This window comes from Legionella qingyii (assembly GCF_003184185.1).
This window is the reverse complement of record NZ_QHJG01000021.1, coordinates 111942-137835: the sequence shown is the minus strand read 5'-3', so window position 1 is coordinate 137835 and position 25894 is coordinate 111942. Positions and strand designations below refer to the sequence as shown.

The following is a 25894-nucleotide window of genomic DNA, read 5'->3' as shown; positions in this document are numbered from 1 at the left end:
AACTTCTTATTATGAGAATTCACTTCTCTGGTTTGTTGCTGGAGCCTTACTATAATCTGCCATATCATGAAGTGGTGTTGTGTCTTTTTTTTCTTCCTGGAAAAAGGATATTGTTTTTTTGAGATTTGACTCGAGAGGTTTTGCAGGAGTTTCTGGAGATATTCCACTGATTGTAGTTGAATTGGGCTTGAAATCAGAAAAGTTCTTTGTTAGTTCCAAAAAAGCGTTCACTTTAAATAGATACTTAAATAATAAGTTGATCTCTTTATCCTTTACTGTTTGTTTTAAAAGCATCCCTAAATCAATAAAGATTTGACCATTGATAAAAACAGCAACTTCAGGGTTAATTGCATCCTCGATTTGTTTTTGTGTGTAGTCAGAATCTTCCCATAGCCCAATTGCTTTGATCGAAGCGTGTTCTTTTAATGCAAATGAAAAACTAGCGCTCAATGCATTACGTAGTTGTTCTGCATTGCCCACAGGAAGTTCAATGGTTAAATTTTTACCGTACCCTCCTGAGGTACTAATAATTTTAATACCCAATTTTTTATGATGAATGCTAAATGCCTTTAAAAACAAAAGTACATTATCAGCTTTGATCTGCTCTCTTTGAGGGGGTATGGGATGTGGGATAATGATCTCCATATTGCCTGGAATTTTTGTTAAAAGACTTGCGAAGTTAAAAGCACCAATATAAAAAAAATGACACGTTCCACCACCTAGAACATGCTCATATTTTATTGGATCAACGGTGTCATTGAGACTAAACAGACTTACCTGTAAGAGTGGCCAACCCGAATTGTAATTGCGTAGCAGATGTGGGATTTTATTTTTCTTGGTTTGGGTTTCATTATAGTGATGCAATATGGGAGCTTGTTCTTCTTCTGAAAAGAAATGGATTGGCATAGTACTCTCTCTTATTAATTAAGTATCCTGAACATCGTGTAAAGCAACTGCGAATTTTTGCATCTTTACTTTTTGATAATAGAAAGAATCTTTTTCACTTCGGCAACGATTTTTCCTTCTTCATCAGTTATAGGAACAATAAATTCTGAGTCAATTTTTTTTGCTTTATTGACTTCATTCCTAATGTTCTCAACCTGTTCTGGAGTTAATTTGAATTGCGCATAAAGAGTCCCTTTAGCAGGTATTTTATAACGGATGGATGCTGATTTATCCCAGACAACATATCCCTTCCCTAATAAATTCATTAACATCAACATATAAAACGGATCGGCCATAGAGTACATGGAACCACCATAATGCGTTCCCACATAATTTTTATTCCAAAAACGCATCTTCATTTGGACGACAATCTGAGTACCATCAGAATGAAAACTTTTTACACTGATGCCAGCACCCCAAAAAGGTGGCCAAAATCGCATCATTCTTAATAATGTTGAGAATTTCATTCGATTATTCTAGTAAAATTAATGACTGCTTACATAAGCCCTATTTTTCATTTTAAGTCAATTTCAGTCAATAAATAATCTTAAATGATACTTTGTGCTGATACGGCTTTTTCACAAAGCATGCGCAAGGCAGTGGCAATTTGTTTTAATTCATTAGTGTGTAAATTGTATTCTTTACCTAATTGAATTGGATCGGTGAAACTTAACCATACCTGCCCACTTTGATCTTCCGTAGCCATTATCCGCAAGGGTAAATCAAGAGCAACTGCCGCATTTTCTTGCATTAATGGTGTTCCCTTTTCAGGGTTTCCTATGATAAGTACCTCTGTAGGTAGCAGTGATTGATTCACCTTTTGGGCTTCACTACTGTGATCAATATGAGCAAATATTTTACCTCCCTTTTGGGTAATCATGTTAGTGATTCGTTCTATTGTTTGGGAGACAGAATATGGACTTTGCAGCGTTTGTGAGCCTGAACCTGCTGGAGCGGCCAGCTTAATATCAAATGCGGCTGCAATTTTACGGCCTAAAATATCTAAATCATATAAATTCTCTTTATTGGCTAAAAGAGTTACACATAATAGCTCATTAGGCGCGGTAAAACGGCTTAAAAAGGCTGAAAAGCCAGGAATGTTACCTTTTATCTCCATTAAGCCAGGATGGCCAGGGAATACCCAGCCCGCATTTCCAGGGATTACTGTTTTATTATTTAAAGTAATACAATGATATAGAAAATCTCTATTTTCGGCTTCTTTGACTAAAATAGATCCCGCCAGACTGATATCCCATATGCTGATATCTTCTGCGGAGGCAATTATGCCACTGTGTGCAAAAGTGGTTGTCCAAGTAAGCTGTGGAGCCGCTTTATTATCCACTTTATAACCAACAGCGACTTCTACAGGGTCGATATAAGAGGGATTATGTAAAAACTCACTGTGTTTGAAAGGGGTAGTGCCATTATGTACTTCATTATCGATGGCGGAAGTATTTTTGACAAACAGTGTGCGTTTCAACCCTACGCGCTCAATTTGATTTTTGGTAACATAATTTTCATAACTCATGCCACTGATGTTTTCAATAATAATTCCTAGTAAGTAATAATTTGAGGCACTGGGTTGCATTTTTGTGCCTGAAGTAAATAATAAATTCGGATCTTTGATTAAACTAAAAATATCCTCGGGTTCATAATTTTTATGGAAAGAAAAACCTTCACACTCTGAGTAATCGGGTATTCCTGAACTGTGAGTTAATAATTGTCTGATGGTAACATCTTGCCATGCTTGAGGTAAGGACGATATTGAGGCAGAAATCGAGTCATCTAATTGTAGTTTTCCTTCTTCTAGTAGTTGCATTATCGCTACTGCAGTAAATGCGTGCGTTAATTGCCCCACATGAAAGAGGGTGCGAGTAGAAACTAGAAGCTTTTTTTCTGTATCTGCGAATCCATAGCCAACTACTCGTGTAATATAAGGCGCTTGAACAATTGCTAAAGACATTCCAGGAATGTTATTTTCTTCCATATATTCAATGATGAGATCATCTACAGATTGACCTTGGTAAAGAGTATGAAAATCGCCGCGGCCACTACCAGAATGAGTATTCATTATTATTCCTTTGCTCTATGCCACAAACTACTTTTAGTATAGATGATGATTCCGGAGTTGTAACTTTGGTGAGGCAACTCAGGGTATCATTATTTGGTTGATATCTAAAGGAAGCTTACTATATTAAATAAAGAGGGACTGACTGAATTATTTTTCCTCAGATAGGTCATTTGTAATAAGGCAAAGTTCAGTTTGATTAATAGATATGCATGCGAGCAACGGTTTCTAAAGAAAATAAATTAGATAAGGATACTTTAGTATGAATCACGCTCTTCCATTGATAACTACCGTTGCAATGGGATTTGCTTTGGCATTAATCATGGGGTTCATTGCGGTACGATTCAAAATTCCAGCTTTGGTAGGCTATTTATTAGCCGGTGTTGCTATGGGACCATTTACTCCCGGGTTAATGGCAAATGTTGAAATTGCTCAAGAACTTGCCGAAATCGGTGTTATGCTGCTTATGTTTGGGGTGGGTTTGCATTTCTCATTATCTGATTTGATGCACGTTCGTAAGGTTGCAATTCCTGGTGCACTTGTGCAAATGATTGTTGCAACAATATTGGGCGGTTGTACTGCCCTCATGTGGGGTTGGAATTATGGCTATGCATTAATTTTTGGGCTTTCATTATCGGTTGCAAGTACAATTGTTTTATTAAGAGCGCTTGAGGAGAGGGGTACCTTAGAAACAATTAATGGTCATATCGCGGTAGGCTGGCTTTTGGTAGAAGATCTAGCCATGGTCGTTGTGCTTGTATTGCTTCCGCCATTATCTCAATGGTTAGGTACTAATGCATCAGAAAGTATTCCCAAACCATTATGGTTTGTACTTGGCCTTACATTGATAAAGGTTTCAACTTTTATTGCACTGATGTTTCTGGTTGGGCGTCGATTTTTCCCAAAATTGCTTTGGCATGTTGCCCGCACAGGTTCTCATGAATTATTTACTTTATGTGTTGTTACTGCCGCAATTAGTATCGCCTATGTGGCCGCTCAATTGTTTGGAGTGTCTTTTGCTTTAGGCGCTTTTTTTGCTGGGATGATTATGAGGGAGTCCGCTTTTAGTCATCGTGCTGCACAAGAATCTTTGCCACTGCGAGACGCATTTTCAGTGTTGTTTTTTGTTTCTGTAGGTATGTTATTTAATCCTGCTGTCTTAGTGAAACAACCACTGCAAGTTCTGACTGTTGTAGGTATCATTGTTATTGGAAAATCGATTGCAGCGTTTATATTAGTTCTTGCTTTTCGCTATCCTTTACAATCAGCATTAATCGTATCAGCAAGTTTGGCACAAATTGGTGAGTTTTCTTTTATTCTTGCTGAGATTGGGACACGCCTTGGTCTTCTTCCAGTGGAAGGGCAAAGTTTTATTTTGGCTGGCGCGTTGATCTCAATAGCCATCAATCCTCTTATATTTAGATTGATAAATCCCATACATTCCTGGGCAAAATCTCACCCTAAATTAATTGAGGTATTTGAGCGTTCAAAAGATCCATTAACTGAATTACCAATGACAACTAAAGAAGAGTACCTTGCTGGGCAAGTTGTTTTGGTGGGGTATGGGCTCGTGGGTAAGCGTGTTGCTCAGTTACTTTCTGAAAATGCAGTTCCTTATGTTGTGGTAGATGATAATCGAGAGCTAATAGAAGAGTTACGAATTTCTGGTATCCCAGCAGTTTATGGAGATGCATCTAAACCATCGGTACTCATTCAAAGCCATATTGCTCATGCCAGTATGCTTGTACTTTTAATATCAGATACGGTTCATGTAAGAAAGATGATTCAATATGCAACTCAACTCAATCCAGATATAGAGATTGTGATCCGCACCCATAATGAAGAAGAGGCTACATTACTACAAAAAGAGATAAAGGGAAAAGTGTTTTTTGCGGAGGGTGAAATAGCAAAAAACATGGGACTTTATACTTTAAATAGATATGGGAAATCACCAAACTAACGGTATATCTGCTTCATGTTAATTATTGGGAGTACCAGTGGTAAAAGAGAAACACAAGATGTATCCTGATCAGTTTTATTAACCAGGTAATGAAAAAAATTAATGGGTATTAAAAATGATAAGAATTGAACTTCTGCAAAATAATCTTGATGCGATCCCTGAGCTTGCTTTGATTTGGCGAGAAGGACTTGGAAAAATTTGGCTACCTGATGTACCGCTTGCCGATGTTGAACGGCGTTTTCTTGAGCATGCGAATAATGAAAGGATGCCAATGACCTTTGTGGCATTCGATGAAGAAAAACCAGTAGGCATGTGCAGTTTACGTGAAAATGATGGTATCCGCCCTGATTTAATGCCATGGCTAGGCTCTTTATCGGTAAAACCTGAGTATCAAAGACAAGGACTTGGCCAACGTCTTATTGAGGTGACTAAAGAACAAGCAAAAAAAATGGGATATAAAGTGCTTTATCTTTTTGCTTTTGATCGAACAATTCCGAATTATTACCAATCATTAGGGTGGAATATTATAGATACTGACAGTTTCAAAGGACATCCTGTGACCGTAATGGAAATTGTAATGTAAACCCTAATATCTTATCGCACATCCTTATTAAAAAATAATCTATTTTACCTGCATTGCTTTATTGGGAATGCAGTTAGTAAATTTTCCTAAAAATTATTTTCTTTCAAATAATTAAGTATTTTCCTTAGTTCACCTTGAACCACGAATCAATTATTTTGTAAATGGATTTGAAGAATTAAATAATTCTTCCTATGCTAAAAAGAGTTTTCGGTAATTCATTATATGCCAAAGGAATGCTAATGAACATTTTAAAAACCCAAGTCTTGAAAGGCCCGAATTATTGGTCAAACTACAGAAGAGAACTCATTGTTATCAAACTCGATTTAGGGACATACGAGGAGTTTCCTACGAATCTGTTGGTTGGGTTTAAGGAGCGATTGATACAAAATCTCCCTAGTTTAGACAAGCATCGTTGTTCTTTGGGGATTGAAGGTGGATTTTTAAAACGAGTAGAAGAAGGAACCTGGCTAGGACATGTTATCGAACATGTTGCGTTGGAGTTGCAGTGCCTTGCAGGAATGGAATGTGGTTTTGGCAGAACTTATGGCACAAATGAGTATGGTGTGTATCAAGTGATATATGCATACCAAATTGAGGAAGCAGGCATATATGCAGGACAGGCTGCAGTCAATTTCATCAAATCCATAGCAGAGGGTAAAGAGTATCCTCTTGATGAGGCTATCAATCGCTTAAAAGCAATTTTTAAACAACAGGGTTTGGGACCGAGTACGCAGGCGCTTGTTGAAGAAGCGAAAAAAAGAAAAATACCTTGGAAACGTTATGAAAATACTTCTTTAATTACATTTGGGTATGGTCGAAATCAAAAAAAGATTTGGGCATCTATATCCTCGAAAACGAGTTCTGTTGGTGTGGATATTGCCTCCGATAAAGAACTTACCAAAAAGATTCTAAATGCCAATTTTATTCCAACACCACAAGGGTTGATTATTCGAGCCGAAGAAGAGTTACACCATGCAATAGAGCAATTAGGATTCCCTTTAGTAATAAAGCCACACAACGGGAATCATGGAAAAGGGGTAACTACTAATATTACGGATCTCAAGAAAGCAATTTTTGGTTATGAGCTTGCGAAAAAAATTTCTAATGAATTGATAATTGAGCGCTTTATTGTCGGAGATGATTATCGATTTTTAGTGATAAATTATAAAGTAGTTGCTGTAGCAAAACGTACCCCCGCTCAAGTTAGAGGTGATGGAATACTTACAATTAGTCAATTGATTGATCAGGCGAATGACGATCCAAATCGGGGTGAGTCTCATGAGAATATGCTGACAACAATCAAGATTGATGAATCGACTTTTTCAATTTTAAGACAAAATAACCTTACTTTGGAAAGTATTTTACCTAAAGATCACATTTTATATTTAAAAGAAACTGCAAATTTGAGCTCAGGCGGCACCGCCAAAGATGTTACCGAAGAGGTTCATCCGTTTAATATTTTTCTTGCAGAACGCGTAGCACGACTTGTGAATTTGGATATTTGTGGAATTGATGTAATTTCAAAAGACATTGCTTATCCTCTCAATGAAAATAATGGAGCCATTATTGAGGTAAATGCTGGACCAGGATTAAGAATGCATTTATCCCCCAATGAAGGTACGCCACGGAATGTAGCAGAGCCTATTTTAAATATGCTTTATCCATCTAATTTAACCTCAAGGATCCCGGTAGTTGCAGTTACAGGCACTAATGGAAAAACATCGGTTGTCCGTTTGATTGCCCATCTTGCACGTTTTGCGAATCATTACACAGGCTATACCACGACCGAGGGTATTTATATAAATAATAAATTGATCTATAGCGGAGATTGCAGCGGTCCTGCTAGTGCACAAGTAGTTTTGTATGATCCTGAAGTGGATTATGCCGTCTTGGAATGTGCTCGGGGCGGAATTTTGCGCTCAGGATTAGGTTTTGATGAATCGGATATTAGTGTAATTACTAATATTACTGGAGATCATTTGGGATTAAATGATATTCATACCCTTGAAGAATTGGCGCAGGTGAAAGCCGTTGTGGCACGGAGTACGAAAGAATCAGGCTACGCTATTTTAAATGCGGATGACGATTTAACCTATGATTTAAGAAATGATTTAACGTGTAATATTGCTTTATTTAGTATGGTTGAAAGTATTAGGATTAGGCGACATTGCAGTTTAGGTGGGTTGGCCGCGTATATTGCTCAAGGCAGTATTGTAATCCAAAAAGGCTCGGAACGAACGGTTTTAGCAGATATAAAATCAATACCACTAAGTTTTCAGGGCGCTGCTACTGGTATGATTATGAATATCTTAGCGGCCACGCTAGCGGGCGTGATCAGTCATTTTTCTATAGAGAAAATAAAAGAAGCCCTTCAAATCTTCCATCCTACTGTTGAAAATCTTCCTGGTAGAATGAATCTTTTCAAATTCCCTCATTGCCAAGTTATGATCGATTATGCTCATAACGAAGGTGCATTTTGTGAGTTAAAAAATTATCTTGATTCGATTCGTTGTACTAAAAAAATTGGAATTATTGGGGTAGTTGGTGATCGGCGTGATGAGGATATCGAAAAATTAGGCTATCACGTTGCTTCAATGTTTGATGAGATCGTTATTCGTCATGATAAAGACGGAAGAGGGCGCTCACATCATGAAATAAATCGTCTTCTTGTTGCTGGAATACTCCGCTCCGATTTTAAACCGTCTTTAAATATCATTTCAGATGAGCTTGAGGCTATTGAACATATGATGGAAATTGCTGATCCAGATACTTTTATTTTTTGCGCCGTTGAAGACGTATTTGAAACAACCAATTTTCTCAAGAAAAAGGAAAAACAATTGATGCTGGTGAATGAGGTTTATAATGACGCCCAAAGCTAAGTTATTGATCATTGGCGGTGCTGAGGATAAGGGCGATAATGAACCTCTGGATTTTTTGGATCAAAAAAAGGAATTTACACGTTATGAAATTCTCAATGAATTATTGCCTCCATCGAATAAGAAAATAGAAATTATTACTACCGGTTCTGAAATTCAGGATGAAGTAAAAAAAATATATCAAAAAGTTTTTCAAAACATGGGTTATAACAATATAGGATTTCTTCCCATAAAAAATAGAAGTGAGGCTCGTCAGGACGAATATTTAAAAAGAGCAGAAGATGCTGGAGCTATTTTTTTTACCGGAGGGGATCAGTTTCGCTTATCAACCATACTAGGCGGCACTCCTATTGTCGATATTATTAAAGAAAGATATCTGGATGATAGCGAGTTTATTATAGCTGGAACCAGTGCCGGGGCTATGGTTATGGGGACGGTTATGATTACTGGTGGAGGTTTATCTGAGGCTTTAAGATATCGAAATTTATTAACTTCTTCAGGGTTAGGAATCTTACAGTCTTGTATTGTTGATACACATTTCATCAAAAGAGGGCGATTTAGTCGTCTTGCGCATGCAATTATTATGAACCCAGAACAACTGGGTATTGGTTTAGGGGAAGATACTGCTTTGGTGATTCGGAATGGATCGGATGCAGAATGTTATGGCTCAGGTATGGTAGTTATCATTGATGGAAGAAATATTGATCAAACGAACATTACTGACGTTGAAGAAGGGGAACCCGTATTTGTTGAAAATTTGATCGTTCATCTTTTAGTAAAGGGATGTCAGTTTTCCATTGCAGATCGTACTCTGGCAAACCCTGCAATCCCTGTAAGCAAACAATCTAAGTGATGGAATAAACCTTATGAATAAAATTGCAATTGCAGTACATGGTGGTGCTAGTGAAAATTATTCTTTTTTGCAAGAACATCAACAAGAGTTTGAGCAGGGTTTAGCTAATGCTACGGAAAAGGGTTATGCAGTGCTTGATAAGGGGGGGGCTGCTTTAGATGCAGTTGAAGAGGCAGTTGGGATTCTTGAAGATAATCCCTTATTTAACGCGGGAAGAGGTTCAGCCTTAAATGCACGAGGTGAAGTGGAGATGGATGCCTCGCTTATGGATGGTAAGGATCTGCAAGCTGGTGCGGTGTCTATGGTTCGTACGGTAAAAAATCCAATTCGTCTTGCTCGATTAGTGATGGAGAAAACACGACATGTCTTCCTTTCTGGGTATGGCGCCTTAGAGTTAGCAAAGAAATATGGTATGGAATTTGAAGCTGAATCTTATTTTATAACTCCATATCAGTATGAGGTATATCAAAAGCTTAATAAAATAGAAACTATGGAAGAAATTCAGAAAAAGAAAATGAAAGGAACAGTAGGTGCTGTTGCTTTAGATTTACAAGGAAATCTTGCGGCGGGAACATCCACAGGTGGAATCAGCAATTGTCTTCCAGGACGAATCGGTGACAGTTGTGTGATTGGTGCGGGATGTTATGCTAATAACACTACCTGCGCAGTCTCTGGAACTGGTGAAGGTGAATATTTAATCAGAGGGGTGGTTGGCCATACTATATCCATGATGATGGAGTTTGATATGCCATTACAAGAGGCATGCGATTATGTAATTCATGAGCGTAATAAAAAGTTAAATGGAGAAATGGGTATAATTGCTCTTAATCAAACGGGTGATTTTGGTATTTCTTTTAATACGGAAATCATGAAAAGAGCTTGGAAAAGTTCATCGCAAGAAATTCAAATTAAACTTTTTGATTAATTGAATGAACACGTAATCCAGGTTAAAACGTTTTATTCACGTTGAAAATTCCCGGGCTACAATGATATTTAAGATAATGGTGAACATAACTCCACTAATGTTCCATCAGGACAACGAACATAAGAGACTAATTGGCCCCAAGGCTTTTTTATGGGCTCTTGAATTGATTGGGCTCCTGCTGCAACAGCTTGTTCATGTGCTCGCTGGACTGATTCGGTAACTAACGCGATTTCCATACCTAAAGGCTGGCTCGATGAATCAGCTGCTACATAACCATCAGGCAGATTGTTCGCACCTAAGTGATGAGATGCAAAAGCAAGCGTTGTTTCTCCGGTTTCAAGTTCACCATAACCTGCTTCATGAAAGAAGCGTGTTTTTATATTAAAAGCCTCAGAAAAAAAGGCCAGTGAAGCTTTTACATCGTTGACATAAATAATGGTATATCCAAATTTCATAGATTTGATTCCTTGTTGTTACTGTATCAACGCGTCAATTAGGGCAAATAATGCAAGGAATTTAAGGTATATTTTTCCTTAAGATCATTGCTTTGTCCAAGCAACGATTTACGCTTATGCCATTAGCTTATAATTGCGATGATAAGTAAACCCACCGCAATGAAGCCGATTAAAGCTAAACTGGAATTACCCCCGGGTACCAAGTGAGTTTCTGTTGTGACCAGGCAGGATTTACGTCCTCTCCATGCCATAATCGCGGGCAATAACAATAATAAAATGACACAACAAATACCCGCATAGCTTAAAGCGTGTAGATAAATTCCAGGATTTAACAAGACTACTGCTAGTGGTGGAAGGAAGGTTAAAGCCAAGGTATATTTTCCTTGATTACCTGATTTCTTCAGTTTTAATCCATCTGCTAAAAAGTCAAATAGCCCCAGGGAAACTCCTAAAAATGCTGTAAGCATGCAGATGGATGTAAAAAAGCCAAAGAATCCACTAATCCATTGATTTTGCACGGATTGACTTAAAGCCTCAGTTAATCCGCTTGTCGCATGTTCCGAGTTCATCAGCGCCAGTAAGCCATTCTCTCCTTCACGAGAGACTACACCCATAATGACTGCATCCCAAACAATATAACAGGCAAGAGGGATAAGTGAGCCTAATAAAATGACGCGTTTTAGGCTGCGTATATCATCTCCAAAATAGTCGCGTAAGCTTGGTATTATTGATGCATAGCCAAATGATGTAATCAAGATCATTAATGTGCCAGTAAATGCACGTGCTGAACCATCAGTTAAACTCAAAGTTGAGGCATGGGGGCTAATAATCGCGACTAATAAAACATAAATGCCTAATTTACCAAACATTAAACCGCGATTGACATAATCTACCGAGCGTATACCTTTATAAACAATCAAACTGAATAAAACTGTAAACAGGATCGCAGTGACACTATTAGGCAAATTGATATTCAATTTATGTAATAAGCTATTGAATACATCACTACCACCTGAAATATAAGCTGAGAGTAGGGTGTAAAGCAAAAATAAGTACGTTATCCAAGCGATGATTTGACCAGGTAAGCCTAATGTGGATTTAGCCATGGAAATCATATTGCTTCCTGCTGGAAGGCGTAGATTGACCTCTAGCATTAATAATGCGCCTGCAGTCATGACCAGCCAGCAAAAAAATAGGAAGAAAATCGAATTGCTAAATCCTACTTCTGCTGTCGAGACAGGTAGGGCAAGCATACCTCCACCTATAGAAGTTCCTACTATAAGTAATATTCCACCTATTAGTTTTGAATTGATCATGAGACATAATCCAAAATCGTTTAAAAACAATCCAATATGATACCTTGTTGTTCAATTTTAGTCAATTGTATCATTGCCCATGGCTCTTCGAAATCCTGGGTTGTGGTGTTTCATTTAAGTTATCTATAGCAAATTCCAGAATTCATGTATCAATAACCCGACAGAAACAGCAACTACAGCGATTTGAGTCCATTTACCTCCTGGAACAATAAAGACAGAGTGATGATTTTTTCTGCCAAAATAACACATTAATGCCGGTAAAAGTAGTAGTAGGATGATACAAAAAATGCCGGCATAACCTAATGCATGGATGTATGCACCAGGATAATAAATAACGATAAGTAGCGGGGGTACAAAGGTGAGTAAAAATAACCCAATGCCATGATTTCCTCGTTCACGCAACTTTAAGCCATCAGCAAGAAAACTGTATAAGCATAAGGACACGCCAAGAAATGCAGTGAGCATACAAATAGAGGTGAAGAAGTTAAATAAAGCACTGATCATAGTATTTTGCACTTTATTCGAGAGCAGGCTTGCTAAAGCACTGGTAGTATGTGGATTATGCATTAAGCTCTCAAGGTTTTGACTTCCTTCAGATGGAAGGGCGCCCATAATAACAGCATCCCAAGCCAAATAACAAAATAGAGGAATTAGCGAACCAATAAAAATAACTTTTTTCAATTGTTTCACGTCATCATCAAAATAGTCTCTTAGATTGGGGACAATGATGGCGAATCCGAAGGAGGTAATTAAAATCATAATCGCGCCGCCGATATATTGTATGTCGCCATGACGCAAATGCTGTAGTTCAATGTGTGGCGCAATAAGCAGTACTAATAAGAAATAAACAGCCAATTTACCAAACATCAGGCCGCGGTTGACATAGTCTACATAACGAATCCCACCGTAAACAACCAGCCCAAATAGAAGTGTAAATAACAAACTTGCTTGCCAATCAGCGAGATGCAATCCTATTTTAAAAAGGAGGCTGTTTAATACATCAGCTCCACCTGAAATATAAGCAGAGAGTAGGGTATAAAGTAAAAAAAGATAGCTTATCCAAGCAGCAAGCAGGCCATAATTACCCAAAGTGGCTTGCGCCATTGAAACCATATGCTTTCCTCTGGGTAAATAAAGATTGGCTTCAAGGATAAAAAATGCCCCTAATGTCATGAATACCCAGCAAAGGAACAGAAAAATTGAAGACTGCCAAAAACCAGTTGCTGCATTGGCAACTGGCAAGGCGAGCATCCCCCCGCCTATAGACGTACCAACAATTAAAAGAATTCCCCCAATAAATCTTGAACGCATTATCCGCCTTACTTCATTGAATAGACTACTGGTGATGGTACTGTAATTGGACATGTTGCACAAGTCTTAGTACCATAATTATTGAACCACTGAATTTCAATGCGACGATTAAATGCACTACCATGAATCAATTTATTGTCACCTACATCATTTTTATCCCCATAACCTTCTGCTTTAAGAAGTTGGGCAGGAATTTTATTGGCCCATAAAAAGGTAAGCATGGTTTCAGCTTGAGCTTGGGACAGTAATTTTTTATGACGACTCGTGCCCACATTGTCCGTGAACCCTGCGACATAAACAGGACTGTTCGGGTAAAATTTTAATAATCTAATAATATTTTCCAGACCTGGATAACAGATTTCATTGAGGCGAGGACTTTCAAACATAAAATATTTATCAACTGGTACAATCAAGGTTATGGTATCCCCATATTGTACGTACTCGATATTTTCTTTATTTAATTCTTTAATAATGCTGCGTCTACTGGTTTTGTAAAATCCTACAGCAGCACCAACAGTGCCTCCGGCAACAGTGCCTACGAGTGCGCCAGCTACGCTTCCTGTTGCTGCAGCACCCACAGCGGTTCCTACAACGGCTCCAGTAGCAACTCTTTTGGGCATGGGATGTACTGGTTTGAAATTATTATATGGCGGATGAAAACAACTACTCAGTAAGCATGTGATTAAACTACAATATAGAATTCGTACTTTAGCTAATTTGAGTGACATGTTCACTCCCTTGTCCCGTGATTTTATCATTATTAAACATCTGGTTAAATTTCGCAATTGTAGCAAGTGTTATAAAAAACATAGCCTGGGACTGCAAAGCGAATCTCGTTCTTGCATTACCCCCAGACTACTCTCATATAATATAAAACGGCAGAACTCAGTAGGAATATTAACTATAACAGCAAGCTCCCTCTAACTCTTCATCTTCAATCCGGTCAACGTTTTCTTTTTCTTGATGTTTTGGTTTAAAGAATGAAACCAAACTTAACTCATTAGTGTATTCAGCATCGTGGCGACTTAATGATCTAAATTCTGTAAGACATGTACCCGCTTTGTATATTGCCGAAAGCATTGCTCCGACTATTGTTATTCCGACTGCAACCCCTAAAACAGGTTGGACAATGAGTACCGGTAGCGCGATACCGAAGATACCTGCATACAGTGAAAAAGCGGTTGCTGCATAGAACATGAGTTCGCATGCTTTAGCGAGATTATGGAATAGGACTCCAATTTTTCTGGATTCACAAGCACTTGCAATTCGTTCTGATGCTGCTTTTGGAGTTAGCTCCCCTTTTTTTAGCTTGGATAATTGGTCAATAAATAATTCATAACTGGCTGCAATTTCTTCAACTTTTTTGGCAGTCGTTGCTTTGGTATAAGAAAGGTTATAATAATCTTGTACGGCATTTACTTGTTGTTGTAATTTTTCGCCGATTTGAGCTTTAGCAAATAAAGCGTGTAGTTTGCTGTCACAGGCGCTTAAACGTAGTTCTAATTTTCTTTGATTAAAAGGCATGATTCATCTCTTTGTTATTATTAATAGTAGGGAAACCATGGGGATTAAAACCACTTCAATGGAGTTTGAATAGGCTAAAAGTCTTATATCATAATTAACATCAAAAGGATAATACTATTCCTCTACTTGAAAACGACATAAATTCTGAAAATCACATTGTTGACAAATAGTTATATGGGCTGGTTGCGGTGGGCAGAAACCATCTTGAAATTCTTTAGCTAACTCAGTTAGTTGCTTCTGCCAGATATCTCTATATTCTGTCCATGTTTCTTCTTTCTTTAAGGCAGTAATCCCACTAATATTTTGTTTTTCTTCACTAAAACCGGAACAGCTAATTTTGCCGGTTTTCAATTGAAGAAGGAGCAGCGTGTTAATTTGTTCATCGAGCAAAGCATAAAGCAATAATTGTGATTCTTTAGGCCGTTCTTCATTCCAAGGTTTGCTGGTTGGCAGCGAGCTTTTATAATCAATAACCCATTTTTTGTTTTCAACCAGATCCAAGCGATCCACTCGCACTTGAAAATCAAGACCGGCTAAATTAATTTTATAAGATTGCTCTATCGCTGCAACAGTAAAAGGAGCTCGCTGTTTTTCCCAGTCAAGACATGTACGTACCAGCCGTTTTAAACGCGTGTATTCCACCTCCTGAATTGAATTGGTGGCGTCACAATGTTGATTTTTTAGTGAAGCTAAAGCCGTATGAATGGCTTCATCAATATACTGTTCCAACAGCTCAGCGGCTAAATGAAGCAGTTGATGCTGGCTCTTCAATTTTTGCCATAGCAGCTCCATTACCTTATGAATGATTTGACCTCGTTCTTTATTATCTAAACCATCTCTTGTTTGTAAAAAGCTTTTTGCTCGGAGTCGGTGTTCAGCAAATGCTTTAAAAGGGCACTTGGCTTGATTCGACAGGATTGCTGTGCCGCCATAAATGTTCTCCTCTGGCAATACAGGAATGTTAAAGCATTCTTCTATAGTCATTAACTCAGACAACTTTTGTGCTTCATAATGTGTTGGCAGTGGTTCAAAATGGGGAATGTTGGTAATTAAGGAACAAGGTAAATTGGGTGTATCAGCCTGTAATTGGGCATAGCTAAATACTACAGAGTCGGCACCTCTTTGTAATCGTTGCAGGGTCTGACGAGCAAATTGCAGTTCACGAGCAGGCAAGCTATGAGGCATGCATAACTGACGTTGCAACGGTGGAGGAATAAACGCAGATAACTGAACTTTTTGAGGTAAACATTGATCGGTTAACCCCATGATCCATAAACTGTCAAACTCACATCCCGAAGCTTCCAATAGACCAGAAATTTGAATTGGGGCGTTGGTTTTTTGCGCTTGGAAAATGGTGTTGTCAGTAAGATTTTTTATTGCCTCAAAGGCATCCGATTTTGTAAAACTTGACTTGAGTAAAGCAAATTGCCTCAGCTCATCAAAGACAGTAATAAAACGATTAAAACACTGATAGTTCTCGGAGCTAAGGGTATAATCCCCAGGAAATCCCAAAGTATTTAGGCGTTTTTGAAACAAGTCTATCCATTCTTGTACCGTAGCTTCATGAGGGTAAGGAGTAATATTGTCTAATAACTTAGCAAGTTTGGGGGCATAACGATGCAGTTCCTTTATCAAAGTATTTAATGGAATGGAACGATTTTCTAATAATACTCCATCTTGCAAGTACTCAGATCGTGCGATGAATTCTTCTTTAGAACTGCCTAAATAAGGTGATTGCAGAAGCAAGCTTGCTTGATGCGAATTTAGATGCGTGGCATCTAAACCAAGCCAGCATAAAGCATGGGAAACTAAAGGGAAATTGCTTAGAGATTGGCCTAGAGAGATATTAAAGTATGATGACTCAAAATGATGTGCCAACATTCTTTGTAATGAAGGCGATTCTTGTTCTAAATTGGGGACCACGACACCTATCCGTTGGTTTCCTTCTTGTATTTTTAAATGCAACCATAACATGAGCTGTTGATATTCTTCTTTGTTGTCTTGAGCTGCGAATACCTTAGTGTTGGATAATTTTTCTTTTAAATCATATTGGTATTGAACAAATCCCTTTTTCGCCAGATGCTCCTGTAGACGTATTTGCTGCGGAGTAAAATCATCAAAACAAACCCAAACAATATCTTGAGAAAAAAAAGAACTATCGACATCGAGTAAATAAGGGACTAATTGATATTCAGTAATTAAATGTTGTCGTTTTAATTGCTTATCAAATAATTGCCACCACTTTTGGAATTGTTGTGTTTGCGCTGTGTAATGAAAAGCAGGATCCTCCATGCTAATTTGCCATAGTTGGCAACGTTCCCAAGCGCTGATTATCGATTTGAGCAGACCTTCACTGTAAGTTATATTCGATTCAGATTGAATTATTTTGCGCCATAGATACTGACATTGAGTGCTGTTTAACAAAGTGGGATGGAAACTATGTGGATTAAGGCAATTGAGTTGCTCATAGGCCTTAACTAATGCAACGCTAAACGGCATGCATTGTGGTTTTTCTATGGTTTGCTTATTGCATTGGGAGAAATACTGTTGAAGTATCGCTTCACTGAGTCGGTTATTGGGGGTGAGAACAGTGTTTTTTTGAGCTAATCGAAGAAATAGATGTTCTTTATCAGTGAAAGTAAATGTAGGCATAAAAGTCCAAATCAATTATATCCTGGATGCTCTGTAGCTGGAGTTAGCGAAGTAAAATCCGGAAACTCTCTGATAGGAATTCCAGGTTATTGCTTGCGCGTTTACCCAGGCTACAATGCGATGAAAAGCTGAGTATTGAAGGATTTTACTTAAGTTTTTTTGCGCTGCAAAGTACGAGATTTTTGTGCTGGCTTTGATTTGGTTTTTTTTGTTGCACTTATATATTGAGGTAAACGATGACTTCGTCGCTTGTCCGTATACAAAATATGGTGGACAAAATGGCCTCGTAAATAGATAGAGGCTAAACCCGATGCAATGGCGAGCCATAAGCCAAAAAGAATATAACTGTAGCCAAGGACAATAAAGTAAGCGGAAACAAAATCATTAAAATTAGTTACTCTTAATACTTGGTTTTCTGAGGTATCCATAAAGAGCAGCAGGCCAAGATCAAAAAAAGGTAAGGAAAGCAGAACCATGATAAAACCCAACAAAAATGTTTTGAGTTTATAGGGTTCAGGGCAATGAACGATTCGCTCTCCAAATAGAGCTCCAGTTATGGACGCTACAATCATCCCCAGGATAATAGCCTTAAATAAAGGTACAAGTTCCTCGAAACCGATTGTCGTGAGAAAAGCATTAATGAGTATCGTTCCGACAACAGACAGTAATCCATAATAAACACTTGCCAGTAAACGTGGATTGGAAAATTCAAGTGCAGGATCTTGCTTATTCATTTTGGCACTCCATAGCTCCACCTATATATGTATTATTTTAGTATAAATATTGTTCTGTGGTGCGGTTTATTGATTTTTTTATCGTTCTTGCTTTGGCAAACTAGATTCCATTGTGAGATAGTGGTGTATCAACATGATAATTTGTATATACTAAAAAAAAATAATTTTTGATTTTGATTATGAAAAATTTTGGTCGTTTTATTTTAAAACTGTTTGGATGGAAAGTTGTCGGCAAATTACCAGAAGATAAAAAATATTTGGTTGTTGTGGCTCCTCACACCAGTAATTGGGATTTTGCTGTTGGTTTATTTGCTCGTTTTTCAATGGGAATTAAAATTAACTTTTTAGCAAAAGATCAATTGTTCTTCTTTCCTTTAGGTTTATTGTTAAAGGCTTTAGGCGGAGCCCCTGTAGATCGTTCTAAAAAAAATAAGACAGTCGAGCAAGTCGTAGAAATATTTCGCTCTCGTGATGAGTTTAAGCTTGCCATTACCCCTGAGGGGACGCGTAGTGCAGTAACTCGTTGGAAAGAGGGATTTTACCATATCGCGTGTCAAGCCGGGTTGCCTATAGTCATGGTAGGACCTGATTATTCAACAAAGGAACTGCGAATTCATGAAAAGTTCCAACCATCGGGAGATATCGATAAAGATTTCCCAATGATTCTTGATTTTTTTAAAACGATAAAAGGCCGCTATCCTAAGGAAATCCCAGACTATCGTTCCAGAAAAAATGATTAGTTTTATGAGTGTAGTCCGAATACAGTGACCTGTCTCTTGATTAAGAGACAGGGAAAAACCGCGGCACGTAGGCGGTGAGGCGAATTGTCAGCAGACCCTAATTTTAAAAGTGTTTTATCACTTTTAACATTTTAAACTGTTCACCATCGGGGAGGGTAAAATATTCTGGTCCAATAATTTGATAGCCGCAAACCTGATATAGTTTGACTCCAGGCAAGGTTGCCTTTGTAAATCCTTGAAACAAGGCTTGTTGCTCACAATATTCCAGAAGCATTTTTCCGAGGCCTTGCCGAGCATGGTTAGGATGCACAAAAAAAGCTCTGATCTTGGCATAATCGTTTGTGGATCTAAAAATCCTTCTTCATGTGCATTGCATTGATGAGTTTGCACGCAGAGTATTTGCCAATTAAGCAAATATTAAAGTATTTCGAAGCAGTTTTTGCCTTAATCGCACTAAGTACCACACAAATATTCATTTTTCGGAGGATTAAGAACGTGTAGCCTGGTAAAGAGCTGTGAAATCCGGGATGAGTATTATGCCTGCACGAAACCCCGGGGTAAGGCTTTCGCCTTTACCCGGGTTATAATTAAAATCTATCTTTTCAATATGGATCTTCCTGCATAAGGTAATGCAGCAATTTCATTAATGCGTAACAGTTGATTGTACTTTGCAACGCGATCAGTACGGCATAGGGAGCCCGTTTTAATTTGACCACAGCCTGTAGCAACGGCAAGGTCCGCAATAAAAGTATCTTCTGTTTCACCTGAGCGATGTGACATCACACAACGATAACCATTTTGATGGGCTAATTGAATTGTTTGTCGTGTTTCACTCAAAGTTCCGATTTGATTGACTTTAATGAGAATGGCATTGGCTACCTTTTGAGTGATGCCCTCTTGTAAAATTTTGGGGTTAGTAACAAATACATCATCACCTACCAATTGAATTGTTCCGCCCAATTGAGCTGTCAAATGACTCCATCCGCTCCAATCTTTTTCATCCAAGCCATCTTCAATACTTACTATAGGATAATTAGCAACGAGATTAGTATAATAATCAATTAGTTGCATTGAATTAAATTTTTGATTTTCAGAAGTCATATGATACATGCCTTGGTCATATAGCTCAGAAGCAGCGACATCCAATGCAAGTACTATCTCATCACCCAATTTAAATCCAGCTTTTTCAATTGCCTCACAAAGCAGGTCTAAGGCTTGGTCGTTCGATTTAATATTGGGAGCGAAACCTCCTTCATCTCCTACTGCAGTATTTAAACCTTGTTTTTTTAAAACAGATTTTAATCCATGAAAAATCTCAGTACCCATTCGTAAGGCAGTGGGAAAATCAGCAGCACCGACGGGCATAATCATAAATTCTTGAATATCAACATTATTGTCCGCATGAGCACCGCCATTTAATATATTCATCATGGGTACAGGCATGCACATTTTTTCACCTTGGTTTAGTGCAGCATACAAAGGTAACTTCTGCTCATTTGCTCGGGCTCTTGCGGCTGCAAGAGAAACAGCAAGAATGGCATTTGCTCCAAGACGTGATTTATTTTCTGTGCCGTCTAATTGGCATAATTTCTGATCCAAAGCGTCTTGATCTTCGATGGAAAAAAGGTGTAATGCTTGATTGATTTCATGATTAACATAAGCAACCGCTTGTTGCACCCCCTTACCATTATAGCGTTTGGGATCCTGATCGCGGAGTTCACAGGCTTCACGACTTCCTGTTGATGCTCCGGATGGAACGCTCGCTCTTCCTTGAGTTCCACTTTTTAAAATAACATCCGCTTCAACAGTAGGGTTACCACGAGAGTCCAGAATTTCACGGGCCTGAATTTTTGTAATTTGCATGTTGAGTCCTGATTACGATTAAAATTTGTCCAATCTGGGAGAGCAGTAGGCTTCTACTGCGTGTTCAAATTGAAGTATTGTTTTGATATGTACTTGCTTTGTCAAGAGATAGATCGTTTTCCTGCTGTGACTTGATCCAGATATTCATATTCTTCTGCTGTATCTTGCGATTGATAATATCCAAAAAGATAACTAATAAGTCGTTTAAACTGCTGAAGCAAGGATTCATTCTGATTTCTTAGGTTTTTAATCTGCAGTGTATTTTGCATCTTGGTCAAGATTTCACTGGGGGCAATTTGATTGAGTTGCTCTAAATGCCCTTTTAATTCATAAATACCCTGGGGTACAGATACTTTTTTATCGCCTTTATTTAATTTGTGGCGTGATCCAAAATATCCAAGTGCCCAGGGATGAGTATTTTCGTTCAAGGCTTGTTCTATTTTTTTATCGAGATACTTATTAATTTTGACTAGCAAATCGCGGATCGCAGCATTCTCTTTTTCGACAATAAAGGATTTATCTTCCTCAGTTTGGACTTGCTGTTTGAGTTCGGCAAAAATATTAGATGTTTCAAATGAGTATTCACGTGCTGCTAAAATAGGGGCCAGTGATTTAATGAGCTCTGGGTCCTTGCTCGTCATATCCGTTAATTGATGGTTAGGGATTTTTGCAATCAGTTTTGGAGTCTGAATAATGAGTAAAGCAGAGGGTTTGTTTCTTAATGCTTCCTCAAACAGTTCACTCGGATTCAAAGAGAATAAAAATTTTAAAGATTTTATTTTAATCAATTGTAATTGTAATTCTTCTATATACATGTTTTGCCTGGCAATTTGGCTAGTAATCCGAGGCAATAAATCCCAAGTGTAATTTATATAGGAATCAGCGGTTTTTAATTGCTGTTCTTTAACCGCAATTTGCTCCTTGACCGTTGTAATTATCTGTTCATGTAGCCCAATCAAACCATCATGATCATTTCTTAATTCTAATTCCTCAATTTCTTTCTCTGATGTTATTTTAAAAATTGCACACTCTTTCATATGGTTTGCGAGTTGTGTTTTAAATTCAAACAAACTTAATGCAGGAGTTTCTGTAACAGGATTTTCAATTTTTCCTTCCATTTTTTTCTAAATTCCATAGCAAGTGATAAAGAATCATAACAAAATGATCTTAATAAATACAATAATTCATTAATCTGATGATTTTTCTAGTATTTATTTGAAAAAGCAGCCTGGGTGAAGTGAAACGAAACCCAGGAAATATAATGCCTTTTGATCCCCTGGGTTCTATGAAATAATCAGAAACTGACCGCACCAAGCTTCATTAATGCGTTGGATAAAGGAAGTAAAGGTAAACCTAAAATAGTATCTTCATTGCCCTGAACTTCTTTAAATAACCATTTACCCAGGCTTTCATATTGATAACCACCACAACTATGATAAGGCTTTTCACTGCGTAAATAAGCCTCAATTGAATGTTCACTTAAATGGTGCAATGTTAAGTACGCTGTTTCATGATGTTGCCAAAGGAGTTCATTATTTTTTGCGATGCAAAGACAGGCAATTTGCAGATGTTCTTTGCCGCTTAACAAACGCAAGTGCGCCACAGCAGTATGATGGTTCAATGGTTTGTTCAGCAGGGTTTGTCCAAATAGACAAAGTTGATCTGCGGCAATAATGAAATGGTCTGGATATTGCTGGCTGACTGCCAATGCTTTACTTGCTGCAAGCGCATAGCCTAAATCTAGTGTGCTCTCTGAGTTGAAGGATGCCTTAATTGCATCTTCATCGCAATGAGAGGGAACCACAGAAAATTCAATGCCAAGAGACTGCAGCAATTTTAATCTTATTGAAGAGCTGGAGGCAAGGATAATCGGTTTTTGTTGTATCAATTTAGACATAAACAGCCACCAATGCCATAAGCGAGAAGCCTATAATCACGAAACTGAAATCTTTGAGGTTACAACAGCGTTCTACCATAACACAGCGTTCCAAGCCATGTAGGGTTCCCAGATAGAGAAATGTTCCTGATGAAGCCGCAAGTAAAATTGGATCAAATAATGAATCGGTTTCTACTCCATGTCCAAAGTACCAACCCAAATAGATACCGAGGGGAGTCATCAAGCTGAATAAAATAAAAAAGACCAGGCTGGTATTCATGCTCATAGAACTTTTATTTAATTGCACTGCCACAGCAAAACTTTCTGCCCATTTATGGGTAATAATAGCAAGAAAGATCATAATTATCATGGAGTTATAATGAGATAATCCTAAAGCCGCTCCCAACATAATTGAATGAACGGATAGCATACCCCAGGCTAAAATGGCAAAGGCAGGATGTTTTGTATTATTATGATGATAAAGCTCTTTCCCTAAATGTTCGAACCAGAGAAAAATCAGAAATACGGCACCAGTAATGATGTAAGCAAAAGGGTAGTTATATCCCATTTTTTTAAATAATGAATTCGCATCTGGAAGCATATGCAACAACCCAGCCCCCAAGAACACTCCTGTAGCGAGGGTTTCTCCTACAGGAAAATCAATATGCTGATCATCTTTAATACGTTTTCTAAACGGATACCAGCCAGCAATTAAAATGACTATAAAAATGGAACATGCAAAAAAAATCTTTAAGGTGGTAGCTGATACCATCGTTTATCCTATTATTTATTCTAGAATTTTATAGTTTAAATTGTAATCTGGGTGTACTGAAGCCTGGGTGAATTGAAGTGAAACTCGGAATTTTCTGGACTGGAATATGCCTTTTTAAACCCCGGGTTTCGCTGTTTCACCCAGGCCGTAGTTCACCCGGGAAACAACAAGACTTAATTAAATCCAGTAGTTTAGTAGTGATGCATGGCCTCATGCAAGCTAAATAAACGAACTTCTACAATATCAGATTGTAGTTTTAATGCCAGAATCACTCGATGATGTAATTCTTGCCACTGGTTGAATGTTTCATCGCAGACTATATCTATTCCAATTTTGCCATCCAGATAATGTAAATTCCAAAATTGAATTTGAGGGAAATCAATATGTACTTCATTGAGTAGTAGTTCGTGCAATACTTTTCTGCTGGGCAAATGCAAAGAGGGGCAACAACGCTCGTCATCTTCTGGATCAACATGGACAATCACATCTTTGACGCTCTCTATTTGATCTGCAAGTGCATGGTGGACGTGTTGCGCTATATAATGTCCTTCAGAAACCGATATTTTAGGTGAAACTAAAATATGTACATCAATTAATACATCTTCTCCCATTGAGCGAGTTCTTAATTGATGAATTTTTTCAACTCCATCTACATTTTGAATTACTTCTTCAATTTGTGCCAATAACTCAGGGCTGACCGCGGTATCAACCAATTCCTTGACACTATTCCAAGCATAATCCCAACCCATTTTAACAATCATAATCCCGACTATAATGGCGGCTACGGCATCAAGATAACCAAAACCGGCAATACTGCCAATTAAGCCTACCAAGACAACCAGAGAGGAAGCCGCATCTGAGCGATGATGCCAGGCATTTGCTGTAATTAATTTGGAATTGATGTATCTTCCAATATACAGTGTATAGTGAAACAAAATTTCATTGCTTACGATGGAAATACAAATTATTGGCAGAGTGAACCAATTGGGCGTGATATAGTTGGAGTGGAGTAAGTCATATATTGAATCCCAGGCGATGCCAATGCCTGCAAAAATAAGTAAAAGAGATAACAATAAAGTCGCAGCTGTTTCAATGCGTTGATGGCCATAAGGATGACTGGCATCTGCATCAAGACTGCCGTATTTAGAGGCAAATAAAACCATTGCATCTGTTATGAGATCAGATAAGGAATGAACCCCATCTGCAACTAGTGCATGAGAGTGGAAAAAATATCCGCCAATGAGTTTAATGAGACCAAGCAGGGCGTTTGAAATAGCTCCCAAAAGGGTTACTCTTTTTGCTTGTAAGTATCGATCGTTATGAGCCATATGGTGTTTATTTAAGTTAATATAACCAAACTAAAACGAAAATGAGGCCTTGGGGTTCACCCAGATTCCAGATTTAGTTTCGTCTATCTTTTTTGAGGTCTATTTAAACATGGTTAAGAATTTTTTTATATTAAAAGTTATATTAAATTGAATTGTTCTGAACTACTGCTGCGCATCCAAGATGCACACAAATAAGTTGATTTCACAAGATATTACGCATCCTATACACAGGATTATCCACAGATTTTGTGGATAAATCGATTTTAGTCCAATAATAAATAAATGCTGAATAAGCTTTGTAGAATAAGAATTTCTTGAACTTATATATAAGTGTGATTTTTTATTTACTGATATGAAGAGAAGAGTTATCCACAAGAGGTGTTTGTAGAAATGGGAAAATTTTCTTGGATATCTTAACAAAGAAAAAAATAAAAAACAGTCTTGACTTAAGTATTTTTTTTAAAAAGTTTTAACTGTGAGTAACGCACTTGCCTTGGTTAAGATTTAGTCATTTTTTAGGGTGAAGCAAATTACAAAAATATGGAAGGATTTCTTAATCTAAATCTCGGAGAGCACTTTGGAACGTTATGAAACAAGTGCCAATCAAGCTGATTTTACAAGGTGTTTTACATCATGTTCACAGGATTATCCACAGATTTTGTGGATAAATAATTTAAGAGAACAGAATAACTAAAATGAGTTATAATCCTTATAAAACAAGGGATTTTGAGAAGTCAGTAGATGTTAGCTTATTTGATTTAATGAAACGAAGAAGTGAGTTATCCACAAGAGGTGTTTATAGGAATAGGAAAATTTTCTTGGATATCTTAACAAAGAAAAAAATAAAAAACAGTCTTGACTTGAGTATTTTTTTAAAAAATTTTAACTTTGAGGAATGTACATAATTTGGTTAAAATTTAAGCGCTCGGCAGGGTGAAGCAAACTATAAAATATGGTGCGGCCTGTTGAAGAATATGGAAAAACTTTATTCACTTTGTTAAGAATGAGCTAATTCATTATTTTCAATGGGTTAGGTTATTTGTATGCAAGGATCAATTGGTTCTAAGAAGCAAGTCGATCCAGCAGATGAGCACGGGTACAAAATATCAGTCA

General features: G+C 37.7%; 22 protein-coding genes. 6 read left to right on the top strand and 16 right to left on the bottom strand.

What is annotated here, in order from left to right; genetic code table 11:
- Positions 1 to 9 precede the first annotated feature (9 nt).
- The 3 genes from DGG96_RS13410 to DGG96_RS13400 all read right to left on the bottom strand — a co-directional run bounded on the left by DGG96_RS13410 (position 10) and on the right by DGG96_RS13400 (position 3016).
- Positions 10 to 906 carry a hypothetical protein gene (locus DGG96_RS13410; protein ID WP_110143162.1) on the bottom strand — a complete coding sequence of 299 codons (897 nt, stop codon included), beginning with the start codon at positions 904 to 906 and terminating at the stop codon, positions 10 to 12.
- 65 nt (positions 907 to 971) lie between these two features.
- Positions 972 to 1412 carry a DUF4442 domain-containing protein gene (locus DGG96_RS13405; RefSeq protein ID WP_110143161.1) on the bottom strand — a complete coding sequence of 147 codons (441 nt, stop codon included), beginning with the start codon at positions 1410 to 1412 and terminating at the stop codon, positions 972 to 974.
- A gap of 80 nt (positions 1413 to 1492) precedes the next feature.
- Positions 1493 to 3016 carry a serine hydrolase gene (locus tag DGG96_RS13400; protein ID WP_110143160.1) on the bottom strand — a complete coding sequence of 508 codons (1524 nt, stop codon included), beginning with the start codon at positions 3014 to 3016 and terminating at the stop codon, positions 1493 to 1495.
- Between the two features lie 259 nt (positions 3017 to 3275).
- Between DGG96_RS13400 and DGG96_RS13395 the strand changes: the two genes are divergently transcribed.
- From DGG96_RS13395 to DGG96_RS13375, 5 genes are all read left to right on the top strand, one after another.
- Positions 3276 to 4973 (top strand): cation:proton antiporter, encoded by a 1698-nt coding sequence (locus DGG96_RS13395; RefSeq protein ID WP_110143159.1) that lies wholly within the window; start codon positions 3276 to 3278, stop codon positions 4971 to 4973.
- A 115-nt stretch (positions 4974 to 5088) separates the two neighbouring features.
- A complete protein-coding gene (locus tag DGG96_RS13390) occupies positions 5089 to 5556 on the top strand; it encodes a GNAT family N-acetyltransferase (protein ID WP_110143158.1) in 468 nt (155 codons plus the stop codon).
- A 239-nt stretch (positions 5557 to 5795) separates the two neighbouring features.
- Positions 5796 to 8435 carry a cyanophycin synthetase gene (gene cphA / locus DGG96_RS13385; protein ID WP_110143157.1) on the top strand — a complete coding sequence of 880 codons (2640 nt, stop codon included), beginning with the start codon at positions 5796 to 5798 and terminating at the stop codon, positions 8433 to 8435.
- The gene (locus DGG96_RS13380) at positions 8419 to 9285 is read left to right on the top strand and encodes a cyanophycinase (protein WP_110143156.1); all 867 of its coding nucleotides are present in this window, start codon (positions 8419 to 8421) and stop codon (positions 9283 to 9285) included. The genes cphA and DGG96_RS13380 overlap by 17 nt, the downstream gene beginning before the upstream one ends.
- 13 nt (positions 9286 to 9298) lie before the next feature.
- Positions 9299 to 10210, top strand: a complete 912-nt coding sequence (locus DGG96_RS13375; protein WP_110143155.1) for an isoaspartyl peptidase/L-asparaginase family protein — start codon at positions 9299 to 9301, stop codon at positions 10208 to 10210.
- Positions 10211 to 10278: 68 nt separating this feature from the next.
- Here DGG96_RS13375 and DGG96_RS13370 read toward each other — a convergent pair whose 3' ends face one another.
- From DGG96_RS13370 to DGG96_RS13340, 7 genes are all read right to left on the bottom strand, one after another.
- The gene (locus DGG96_RS13370; RefSeq protein WP_110143154.1) at positions 10279 to 10665 is read right to left on the bottom strand and encodes a VOC family protein; all 387 of its coding nucleotides are present in this window, start codon (positions 10663 to 10665) and stop codon (positions 10279 to 10281) included.
- A 122-nt stretch (positions 10666 to 10787) separates the two neighbouring features.
- Positions 10788 to 11981: an amino acid permease gene (locus DGG96_RS13365; RefSeq protein ID WP_165831614.1), complete on the bottom strand. Its 1194-nt coding sequence runs from the start codon at positions 11979 to 11981 to the stop codon at positions 10788 to 10790.
- Between the two features lie 123 nt (positions 11982 to 12104).
- Entirely contained in the window at positions 12105 to 13292 is a 1188-nt protein-coding gene (locus DGG96_RS13360) for an amino acid permease (RefSeq protein ID WP_110143152.1), read from the bottom strand.
- An 8-nt stretch (positions 13293 to 13300) separates the two neighbouring features.
- Complete coding sequence (gene cmpA / locus DGG96_RS13355) at positions 13301 to 14020, bottom strand: C-OmpA-like family protein CmpA (protein WP_110143151.1); 720 nt, start codon at positions 14018 to 14020, stop codon at positions 13301 to 13303.
- A 169-nt stretch (positions 14021 to 14189) separates the two neighbouring features.
- Positions 14190 to 14816, bottom strand: coding sequence for a DUF5638 domain-containing protein (locus tag DGG96_RS13350; RefSeq protein WP_110143150.1), 627 nt, complete (start codon positions 14814 to 14816; stop codon positions 14190 to 14192).
- A 114-nt stretch (positions 14817 to 14930) separates the two neighbouring features.
- Positions 14931 to 17468 (bottom strand): PD-(D/E)XK nuclease family protein, encoded by a 2538-nt coding sequence (locus DGG96_RS13345; RefSeq protein ID WP_110143149.1) that lies wholly within the window; start codon positions 17466 to 17468, stop codon positions 14931 to 14933.
- A gap of 149 nt (positions 17469 to 17617) precedes the next feature.
- On the bottom strand, positions 17618 to 18202 hold the full coding sequence (locus tag DGG96_RS13340; protein WP_110143148.1) for a hypothetical protein: 585 nt from the start codon (positions 18200 to 18202) through the stop codon (positions 17618 to 17620).
- Positions 18203 to 18381: 179 nt separating this feature from the next.
- Here DGG96_RS13340 and DGG96_RS13335 point away from each other — a divergent pair, with 179 nt between their 5' ends.
- Positions 18382 to 18942 (top strand): 1-acyl-sn-glycerol-3-phosphate acyltransferase, encoded by a 561-nt coding sequence (locus DGG96_RS13335; RefSeq protein WP_110143147.1) that lies wholly within the window; start codon positions 18382 to 18384, stop codon positions 18940 to 18942.
- A 103-nt stretch (positions 18943 to 19045) separates the two neighbouring features.
- Here the strand turns inward: DGG96_RS13335 and DGG96_RS13330 are convergent, their stop codons facing one another.
- The 6 genes from DGG96_RS13330 to DGG96_RS13300 form a co-directional block, all read right to left on the bottom strand.
- Positions 19046 to 19252, bottom strand: coding sequence for a GNAT family N-acetyltransferase (locus DGG96_RS13330; protein ID WP_233590477.1), 207 nt, complete (start codon positions 19250 to 19252; stop codon positions 19046 to 19048).
- A gap of 284 nt (positions 19253 to 19536) precedes the next feature.
- The gene (eno, locus tag DGG96_RS13320; protein WP_110143145.1) at positions 19537 to 20805 is read right to left on the bottom strand and encodes a phosphopyruvate hydratase; all 1269 of its coding nucleotides are present in this window, start codon (positions 20803 to 20805) and stop codon (positions 19537 to 19539) included.
- A gap of 101 nt (positions 20806 to 20906) precedes the next feature.
- Positions 20907 to 21923 carry a hypothetical protein gene (locus tag DGG96_RS13315; RefSeq protein ID WP_110143144.1) on the bottom strand — a complete coding sequence of 339 codons (1017 nt, stop codon included), beginning with the start codon at positions 21921 to 21923 and terminating at the stop codon, positions 20907 to 20909.
- Between the two features lie 176 nt (positions 21924 to 22099).
- Complete coding sequence (locus DGG96_RS13310; RefSeq protein WP_110143143.1) at positions 22100 to 22702, bottom strand: Maf family protein; 603 nt, start codon at positions 22700 to 22702, stop codon at positions 22100 to 22102.
- Complete coding sequence (locus DGG96_RS13305; RefSeq protein ID WP_110143142.1) at positions 22695 to 23453, bottom strand: ZIP family metal transporter; 759 nt, start codon at positions 23451 to 23453, stop codon at positions 22695 to 22697. Before DGG96_RS13305 ends, DGG96_RS13310 begins: the two co-directional genes overlap by 8 nt.
- A gap of 191 nt (positions 23454 to 23644) precedes the next feature.
- Positions 23645 to 24781 carry a cation diffusion facilitator family transporter gene (locus DGG96_RS13300; protein ID WP_110143141.1) on the bottom strand — a complete coding sequence of 379 codons (1137 nt, stop codon included), beginning with the start codon at positions 24779 to 24781 and terminating at the stop codon, positions 23645 to 23647.
- Positions 24782 to 25894 lie beyond the last annotated feature (1113 nt).